We start from the raw sequence: 8,062 nt of genomic DNA, 5'->3' as shown, positions 1-8,062 counted from the left end.
AGTCGGAACAGCGGCAAGTCTGCGCGTCGAACAGCCGGCAGCCGACACTGGTCCAATAGATCTCGCCGGTATCCTCGTCCTCGAGCTTCGACAGGCAGCATTTGCCGCAGCCATCGCACAGCGATTCCCACTCGGCCGGGCTCATCTGCTCCAGCGTCTTTGTTTTCCAGAACGGCGTTTCCATTTTGGGGATGTGGCCCCGGCCGCCGCCGAGGTCAAGCGCGACAGCGGTTGAAATGCGGCCGCAACCCGGCCGAATGACACGAAGTTGCCTTCAAAAGGCCGGCCAATCGCCCTGTACGGTGTCTATCCCCACCGAACTGGAACCAATCGGGCCAAGATCGGTTTCGGCAAGGATGGGACCCCACAAGGAGAGTTTTCGATGAAACGCCAACCCTGGATTCTGGCAGGCAGCGCACTTGGCCTGTTGATGGCATCCGCGCCTTTGAGCGCGTTCCCGCTTCAGGGAAGTGCCTCGTTCAGCCCCATGCAAGGCGGTGGAACGCCGCTGATCCTGGCACAGGCCGCACCCGCGGACGAGGCACAGCCGACCGACCAAGAGCAGCCGCGCAAGAAGAAGCGCGATCAGCAGGCCCAACAGGCGCCGGCCGAGCAGGCAGCCCCGGCCGCCGAACAACCTGCTCCACCCGCCGGGGAGCAGCAGCCGCGCAAGAAGAAGCACGAGCAGCAGCAACAGGCCGAGCAGGCGCCGGCCGAACAGGCGGCACCCGCCGAAGACCAGCAGCCGCGCAGGAAGAAGCGTGACCAGCAGCAGCAGACCGAGCAGGCGCCGGCCGAACAGGCGGCACCAGCCGAAGACCAGCAGCCGCGCAAGAAGAAGCGTGACCAGCAGCAACAGCAGACCGAACAGGCGCCGGCCGAACAGGCGGCACCAGCCGGAGACCAGCAGCCGCGCAAGAAGAAGCGTGACCAGCAGCAACAGCAGACCGAGCAGGCGCCGGCCGACGCGGCCGCTCCGGCAACCGAAGAGCAACAGCCGCGCAAGAAGAAGCGCGACCAGCAGCAGCAGACCGAGCAGGCGCCTGTCGAAAAGGCTCCGGCCGGTGAGACACAGCCCGCCAACGACAACCAGCCGGTCAAGCCCGGCAGGAAACACAAGCAGGATCAGCAGAAGCAGGCGCCTGCTGCCCCGGCGGTGACGCCGGAAGCCGCTCCTACGCCGAAAGAAGCTCCGGCCGGCGAAGCAGTGGCGCCGAAGGTTGCCCCGGCCCCTGCCGGCGAACAGCCGGTCCAGGGCGAGCAGCCCCAGGACAAGACGAACGAGCAGCCCCAGGACAAGACGAAGAAGCATGGCAGGAAGCCGGCGGGCGAACAGCCCGCGGTTGGCGAGCAGCCGGCGACAGGCGAACAGCCGCAGACCAGCAAGCAGCCCGTGACGGGTGAMCAMCCGGCCAAKGGCGTGAAGCCGGCAACCGGCGAACAGCCCGCCAATGGCAACACGGCCGCGCCCGCCCAGGGCGAAAACCCCGTACAGGGCGAAGCGCCTGCCGACAAGAACGCCGCGCCCATCCTCGACAGCCAGAAGGATGCCCAGCGCAAGGGCGGCGGCCGCAAGCGTGGCGACCAGAACGGCCAGCAGAATGGCGAACAGCAGAATGGTGGCCAGAACGCCCAGCAAGGCGGCGACCAGGGCCAGAAGCCGGTGGTCGCTCCTGTCGACCAGGGTCCGCCTCCGGCCGACGACAAGGCAGCCCAGCAGGAGATCAAGCCTGAACAACTCGTCCCAGTGACGGAAGAGAAGGGCAAGCGCCTCGACCGGGCGCCCGACGAGAACATCCGCGACCGCCGTCGTCCCAAGGGCGTCGACGTGCTCAAGGAGATCGGCGACCGCGTCATCATCCAGCTCGGCGGCCAGACGATCGTGCAGAGCAATGAGGGCTCGCGGATGCACCGGGGCGCCAAGGACGTCTATTACGAGGATCTGTCGCAGGGCCGTACACGCGAGACGGTCCAGCGCGACAATGGCGTCCAGATCGTCACCATCCGCAACCGCTACGGCGATGTCATCCAGCGTTCGCGCATCACGCCGGATGGGCGCGAATATGTGCTGAGCTATGTCGACGATCGGAACTATCAGGATGAGGGCGACTGGCGCGATCCCGGCGATGATCTGCCGCCGATGCGGCTGACCATTCCGCGCCGTGATTACATCCTGGATTCGGAGGATGTGCAAAGTCCCGACGACTACTACACCTTCCTCGACCAGCCGCCGGTGGAGAGGGTCCAGCGTCTCTATTCGATCGACGAGGTCAAGCGTTCGGCCCGCGTGCGCGACATTACACGCCGCGTCGATCTCGACACGCTGAACTTCGAATTCGGCTCCTCCTCGATCTCCGACACCGAGGTGCAGAAGCTCGAGGGCGTCGCTAGCGCCATGGAGAAACTCCTGAAGAAGAACCCGGCCGAGACCTTCCTGATCGAGGGCCACACGGACGCCGTCGGCACGCCGGAAGCCAACCTTGCTCTATCGGACCGCCGCGCCGAAGCGGTTGCCGAAGCGCTGACCAATGCCTTCGGCATCCCGCCGGAGAACCTGACGACGCAGGGATATGGCGAGGAGTACCTGAAGGTAAACACCTCGGCGCCCAACCGCGAGAACCGGCGCGTCGCTATCCGCCGCATCACCTCGCTGGTGGCACCGGTCGCCAGCAACAATTAGGTCATGATTTCAGAACCATGACCTGGTTTGTGAACTCGAGGCGAGAAGCTCCCATCCCCGGCTCGACCGGGGATGGGAACGCGTCGAATCCCGACCCCGGGCTCAACAGGATTTGTACCGGCATCGGCATCGGCTCATTGAATCACGGGCTCGCCGACCCCAGATTCAGGGCTGGGCGTTCCCTGCCCCGTCCCGACTCCAGCGGGACGCATTGAGCCCCGCCGGCCCTCTCCGGCGGGGTTTTTTGCTTTGGATCCATCTTGCAAAGAGCGACGACCTGGTCGAGTACGGCCCGACCATCGACAAGCGAACAACCGGAACCATTCATGAAGCGTCTCGAACTCGCCATCGAATCGATCATCCTCGCCTCGCGCTGGCTGCTGGTCGCCTTCTATATCGGGCTCGGCCTGGCGCTGGCCGTCTACGCGCTGTCCTTCGGCAAGAAGCTCTACGAATTCATCACCACGGTGTTCCTGCTCGGCGACACCGACACCATCCTGAAGATGCTTGGCCTGATCGATGCCGCCCTGGTCGCTTCGCTGGTGGTGATGGTCATCATCTCGGGTTACGAGAACTTCGTCAGCCGCTTCGACGACCAGGACGGTGGCGGCGTGCATTGGCTGGGCACGATCGATGTCGGCTCGCTGAAGGTCAAGGTCGCCTCGACCATCGTCGCCATCTCCTCCATTCACCTGCTGCAGGTCTTCCTCAACTCGTCCTCCTATTCGACCGACCAGCTGATGTGGCTGACCATCATCCACCTCGCCTTCGTCGTCTCGGCGCTGATGCTGGCCTATATCGACCGGCTGATGGGCCTGAGCAAAGGCAAGAAGGACGAGGCGTAGGGCAACTTCCCTTCTCCCCATTGCCATGACGGCAGGCGAGAAGCGGTCCGCACTGCGAACGCCAATTGCCCGGCTTTTCCTGCACGAACGCCGGCGGGCGGATGAAGGCAGCGCTGGATCGGCGTCAGTAGATGCTCTTGATCTTGCTTTCCGTGCGGGCAAACACCTCGTCCGGCACAAAAAAGTCGCCCGCCAACGGTCCCGTCGCGCCGGGCGCATAGATCGAAAAGTCGCTGACGCCCTCGGCGCGCAGCACCTCTTCGTCGATGTAGAAATTGCCTGAAGTCTCACGCGAGGGCCGCATGAAGATGGCATGCGCGGCGTCGGCCATGATGTCGGGCGAACGGCTCATCGCCGCGACCGTCGCACCGCCGAGCAGGTTGCGCACCGCCGCCGTGTCGATGGTCGAGATCGGCCACAGCGAATTGACCGCGATGCCGTCCTTGGCGAACTCCGCACTCATCCCCAGTGTGCACATCGACATGCCAAACTTGGCCATGGTGTAGGCGACATGGTTCTTGAACCACTTGGCCTTCATGTCGAGCGGCGGCGCCAGATTCAGGATGTGAGGGTTATCGGCTAACTTCAGGTGCGGAATGCACATTTTGGAGACCAGGAAGGTGCCGCGCGTGTTGATCTGATGCATGAGGTCGTAGCGCTTCATGTCGGTCTCCAGCGTGCCGGTGAGCTGGATGGCGCTGGCATTGTTGACGCAGATATCGATGCCGCCGAATGTCTCCACCGTCTTTGCAACCGCCTCGGCCACCTGCGCCTCCTCGCGGATGTCGCACAGCACAGGCAGCGCCTTGCCGCCGGCCTCCTCGATCTCCTGCGCCGCGCTGTAGATCGTGCCGGGCAGTTTCGGATGCGGCTCGGCGGTCTTGGCGGCGATCGTCACATTGGCGCCGTCGCGCGCCGCCCGCAGCGCGATCGCCAGCCCGATGCCGCGCGACCCGCCGGAGATGAACAGCGTCTTTCCCTTGAGTGACATTCCTTGCGCCTCCCTTGCAACATGGCAGGCGCGAACCTTTGCGCGGTGGGCGATCACAGTGCAAGGCCAGAGATGCCGGATGTGGATTACGCAGCGGAGGCTAAACCAGCACCAGCCCCTGCCGCATCGCAATCGCGATCGCATCGGTGCGGTTGGCCGCCCCCAGCTTGATCAGGATCGCGGCGACGTGGAATTTCGCCGTGTGCACGGAAATGTTGAGCCGCCGCGCGATCACCTTGTTGGGCGCGCCTTCGGCCAGCAATGCCAGCACTTCGGCCTCGCGCGGCGACAGCGCTGGCCGGGCGGCATGCTCGTCGAGGACGTCATCCTCGAACGGCTCGCTTTCGCCCGCATGGAAATCCTCGTGGTGTCCGCTTCTGCCCTCCCCCGTGACGCGATAGCCGGCAGCAACCAGCCGCGCCGCCGCGGCGATCAGCAGATCGTCGGCGCCCGCGGGCATGACCGCAAACACCTCACCGGCGGGCCGCCCGCCGCCGGCGCGCCCTGAAAGCAGCACGCGCGGTGTGGAGGCCGGCACGGCATCTCCGCTCCTGTCATCGACGATGGCGACATCGGCCCTGCCGCCGCCGGCCACCACCGGCAGCAGGTCATCGCTGGCGGCAAGCGTGGCGGCCAGGCGCTCGGCGCGCGCGGCATCGCCAAGCGCAATCAGCACCACCAGTTGCCGCGAAGCGGCACTGTTGCTCACGATCCGGTCGCCGGCGAGCGTTTCCATCAATCCTCTCAGCTCAGCGGCTTTTCGCCGATGGTCAACGTGACGTCGCGCTGTTCACCGCCACGCACCACGCCAAGCGTCACGGAAGCACCGGCGCTGTCAGGGCCGAGCCGACGGATCAGGTCGCGTGGGCCATGCACGGCCTCGCCGTTCCACGCCACGATGATGTCGCCAAGCGACAGGCCGGCGGCCTTGGCCGGACCGGCGTCGTCGAGGCTCATCACCATCGCGCCATGGGCGTCGCGGTCGCGCACCGGATGGAGGCCGGCGCCGAGATAGCCGCGCGCGACATGGCCCTTTTCACGCAATGTCGCCACTGCCCGCCCGATCGTCTCATAGGGCATGACCAGCGCACGGCCGCGCGGCCCGAACAACAGCATGCCGATCAGCGCGCCCTTGGCGTCCAGCACCGGGCCGCCCTCGAAGCGGCCGCCGGCGCCGACAGCCAGATGGATGCGCCTGTCGATCGTGCCGCCGCGCATCGAGCGCCAGGCCGGCCCGACTTCGCCGACCGAGCCGGACACCGCCAGCGCCGACCCCTGGCTGTTGCCGATGGCGATTGCGATGTTGCCCGGCCGAACGGCATCGGCCCTGGCGAGGACAGGCAGGCCGGCCGCATCCGCGGGCTTCAACAAGGCAACGCCCGTCGACGGATCGCGGCCGACCAGTTCGGCCTTCACCGTCCCGCCGGAGGCCAGCGTCAGTTCGATCTCCTCGCCGGCCTCGACAGCCTCCTCGGCGGTGACGAAATAGCCCTCGCTCCAGTGGAAGGCGCTTGCCGTGCGATGGTGGTGGGTGGCGAAGCTCGCCATTGCTGGCGCCGCCTTGGCGGCAAGGTCGGCAACGGCTTGCGAAAATGCATTCAGATTGAAATCACTCATGGCTGTCTCCTGGGGTTCGTCATGTCCCAGATATCGCCCGACGGCGCCCCTGGAGGTACTCGCCTGACGGCTAGTTGGCGGTTTGACTGGCCATCTGGTCAGGTCGCGGCGGTTCCAGCCGCTCCGCACATATAGTCACGATCAAGCCTGAAAACACGGAGCCCATCGATGGCCCTCGCTGCCGCCAAATTCCAATCCGACGATACGCTTCTCGACGCCTATTCGACCACCGTCGCCGACGCGGTCGACCGCATCGGTCCGGCCGTCTGCCGCATCGAGCGCGTCGGCGGCCAGGGCGGCCATGGTTCCGGCTTCGTCATCGCGCCGGACGGGCTGGTCGTCACCAATTTCCACGTCGTCGGCGATGCCAGGACGGTGCGCGTGTCGATGCCCGACGGCGCGTCAAGCGAGGGCCGCGTGCTTGGCCGCGATCCCGACACCGACATCGCGCTGGTGCGCGCCGATGGCAGTTTCACGGACGTCGCGCCGCTCGGCGATTCCAAGCGGCTGCGGCGCGGCCAGATCGCCATTGCCATCGGCAATCCGCTCGGCTTCGAATGGACGGTCACATCGGGTGTCGTCTCGGCGCTCGGTCGCTCGATGCGCGCTTCGACCGGCCGGCTGATCGACGACGTCATCCAGACCGATGCCGCGCTCAATCCCGGCAATTCGGGCGGCCCGCTGGTGTCGTCGGCCGGCGAGGTCATCGGCGTCAACACTGCCATGATCCACGGCGCGCAAGGCATTGCCTTCGCGGTCGCCTCCAACACCGCCAATTTCGTCATCTCCGAGATCATCCGCTTCGGCCGCGTGCGCCGCGCCTTTATCGGCATCTCCGCCGACACCACCAATTTGCCGCGCCGCGCGGCGCTGTTGTCGCAAGTGTCGACCAGCACGGCCGTGCGGCTGCGCAGCGTTGAGAAGAACGGCCCGGCGGCCAAGGCGGGTTTCAGGGAAGGCGACATCATAGCGGCAATCGACGGGCGTCCGGTCACCGGCGTCGACGACCTCGTGCGCATGCTCGACGCCGAGCGCATCGGCCGCGAGACGCTGTGCACGGTGGTGCGCCGCACCGGGGTCAGCCAGGTTGCGGTAACGCCGGTGGCAAGGGCGGGCTGAGGCTCAAACCCCTGCGGCGCCCTGGGCATATTGCGCCAGGAACGCCTCGCTGGGCGGGATCGGCTTGATGACATCGATCAACACGCCGTTGGGATCGCGTGTGATGAAATGGCGCTGGCCGAAGGGCTCGTCGCGCAGCGTTCGCAGGATCGGCAGGCCGGCGGCGCGGATCCGTTCATAGACCGCGTCGGGGTCGCGGACCTCGAAATTGATCAGCAGGCCCGAGGTGCGCCCCCGCCCCTCTTGCGGGATCGTCTCGTGGTCGCCCTGGACGATGCCGAGATTGACGCGTTTGTTGTCCACCGATTGCAGATGCACATACCAGTCGCTTTCGAACAGCGGCTGGAAGCCGAAATGCTGGACGTAGAAGGCCGCCGTCCCGGCGACGTCGCCCGTCATCAGCACCGGATAATAGCTCGTGGTCTTCATCTTTCTTTCTCCCTGGACATCACATACAGTCTGTATGTAGATGGAACTAACATACAGGCTGCATGTATGCAACAAGAATCCGCGCGCCGTTCCAACCGCGACCGCACCGAGGCGACGCGCGCCGATTTGATCGCGGCGGCGCGAAAACTGTTCACGGAAAAGTCCTATGCCGAGACCGGCACGCCCGAGATCGTCACCGCGGCCGGCGTCACGCGCGGCGCGCTCTACCATCACTTCGCCGACAAACAGGCGCTGTTCGCCGCCGTGGTCGAGCAGGAGGCACAGGCGGTGGCGCAAGAGATCGAGCGGGCTTCGCCATCCTCGCTCGAGGCCCGCGATGCGCTCATCGCTGGATCCGACGCCTATCTCGACGCCATGCGC

At 65.9% G+C, this 8,062-nt stretch carries 9 protein-coding genes; 4 read left to right on the top strand and 5 right to left on the bottom strand.

Annotated features, from left to right (window positions below):
* Window positions 1–184: YkgJ family cysteine cluster protein (locus tag C1D09_RS00055; RefSeq protein ID WP_342780193.1), on the bottom strand; the 184-nt coding region annotated here is incomplete at its 3' end.
* Window positions 185–382: 198 nt separating this feature from the next.
* Between C1D09_RS00055 and C1D09_RS00050 the strand changes: the two genes are divergently transcribed.
* Complete coding sequence (locus C1D09_RS00050) at window positions 383–2,680, top strand: OmpA family protein (protein ID WP_143972401.1); 2,298 nt, start codon at window positions 383–385, stop codon at window positions 2,678–2,680.
* Window positions 2,681–3,006: 326 nt separating this feature from the next.
* On the top strand, window positions 3,007–3,525 hold the full coding sequence (locus tag C1D09_RS00045; RefSeq protein ID WP_143972400.1) for a TIGR00645 family protein: 519 nt from the start codon (window positions 3,007–3,009) through the stop codon (window positions 3,523–3,525).
* Between the two features lie 124 nt (window positions 3,526–3,649).
* Here C1D09_RS00045 and C1D09_RS00040 read toward each other — a convergent pair whose 3' ends face one another.
* The 3 genes from C1D09_RS00040 to C1D09_RS00030 form a co-directional block, all read right to left on the bottom strand.
* The gene (locus C1D09_RS00040; protein ID WP_143972399.1) at window positions 3,650–4,516 is read right to left on the bottom strand and encodes an SDR family oxidoreductase; all 867 of its coding nucleotides are present in this window, start codon (window positions 4,514–4,516) and stop codon (window positions 3,650–3,652) included.
* Between the two features lie 100 nt (window positions 4,517–4,616).
* On the bottom strand, window positions 4,617–5,252 hold the full coding sequence (locus tag C1D09_RS00035; protein ID WP_143972398.1) for a helix-turn-helix transcriptional regulator: 636 nt from the start codon (window positions 5,250–5,252) through the stop codon (window positions 4,617–4,619).
* 8 nt (window positions 5,253–5,260) lie between these two features.
* Window positions 5,261–6,133: a S1C family serine protease gene (locus tag C1D09_RS00030; protein ID WP_143972397.1), complete on the bottom strand. Its 873-nt coding sequence runs from the start codon at window positions 6,131–6,133 to the stop codon at window positions 5,261–5,263.
* 168 nt (window positions 6,134–6,301) lie between these two features.
* Here C1D09_RS00030 and C1D09_RS00025 point away from each other — a divergent pair, with 168 nt between their 5' ends.
* Window positions 6,302–7,252 carry a S1C family serine protease gene (locus C1D09_RS00025; protein WP_143972396.1) on the top strand — a complete coding sequence of 317 codons (951 nt, stop codon included), beginning with the start codon at window positions 6,302–6,304 and terminating at the stop codon, window positions 7,250–7,252.
* 3 nt (window positions 7,253–7,255) lie between these two features.
* Here the strand turns inward: C1D09_RS00025 and C1D09_RS00020 are convergent, their stop codons facing one another.
* Window positions 7,256–7,681 (bottom strand): VOC family protein, encoded by a 426-nt coding sequence (locus C1D09_RS00020; RefSeq protein ID WP_143972395.1) that lies wholly within the window; start codon window positions 7,679–7,681, stop codon window positions 7,256–7,258.
* 66 nt (window positions 7,682–7,747) lie between these two features.
* On the opposite strand from C1D09_RS00020, the gene C1D09_RS00015 reads away from it, so the two are divergent.
* Window positions 7,748–8,062 (top strand): TetR/AcrR family transcriptional regulator (locus tag C1D09_RS00015; RefSeq protein WP_143972394.1); only part of this gene is annotated, 315 nt, incomplete at its 3' end.

It is taken from the genome of Mesorhizobium intechi, from assembly GCF_002879535.1.
Taxonomy (GTDB): Bacteria; Pseudomonadota; Alphaproteobacteria; order Rhizobiales; family Rhizobiaceae; genus Mesorhizobium; species Mesorhizobium intechi.
The sequence above is the reverse complement of the archived record's forward strand: the minus strand, read 5'-3'. Positions and strand labels throughout refer to the sequence as shown.

Excerpts from the sequence above, each read along its gene's own strand:
- C1D09_RS00030 (WP_143972397.1), bottom strand. The coding sequence starts at position 6,133 with ATGAGTGATTTCAATCTGAATGCATTTTCGCAAGCCGTTGCCGACCTT.
- C1D09_RS00040 (WP_143972399.1), bottom strand. The coding sequence starts at position 4,516 with ATGTCACTCAAGGGAAAGACGCTGTTCATCTCCGGCGGGTCGCGCGGC.
- C1D09_RS00045 (WP_143972400.1), top strand. The coding sequence starts at position 3,007 with ATGAAGCGTCTCGAACTCGCCATCGAATCGATCATCCTCGCCTCGCGC.
- C1D09_RS00020 (WP_143972395.1), bottom strand. The coding sequence starts at position 7,681 with ATGAAGACCACGAGCTATTATCCGGTGCTGATGACGGGCGACGTCGCC.
- C1D09_RS00025 (WP_143972396.1), top strand. The coding sequence starts at position 6,302 with ATGGCCCTCGCTGCCGCCAAATTCCAATCCGACGATACGCTTCTCGAC.
- C1D09_RS00035 (WP_143972398.1), bottom strand. The coding sequence starts at position 5,252 with ATGGAAACGCTCGCCGGCGACCGGATCGTGAGCAACAGTGCCGCTTCG.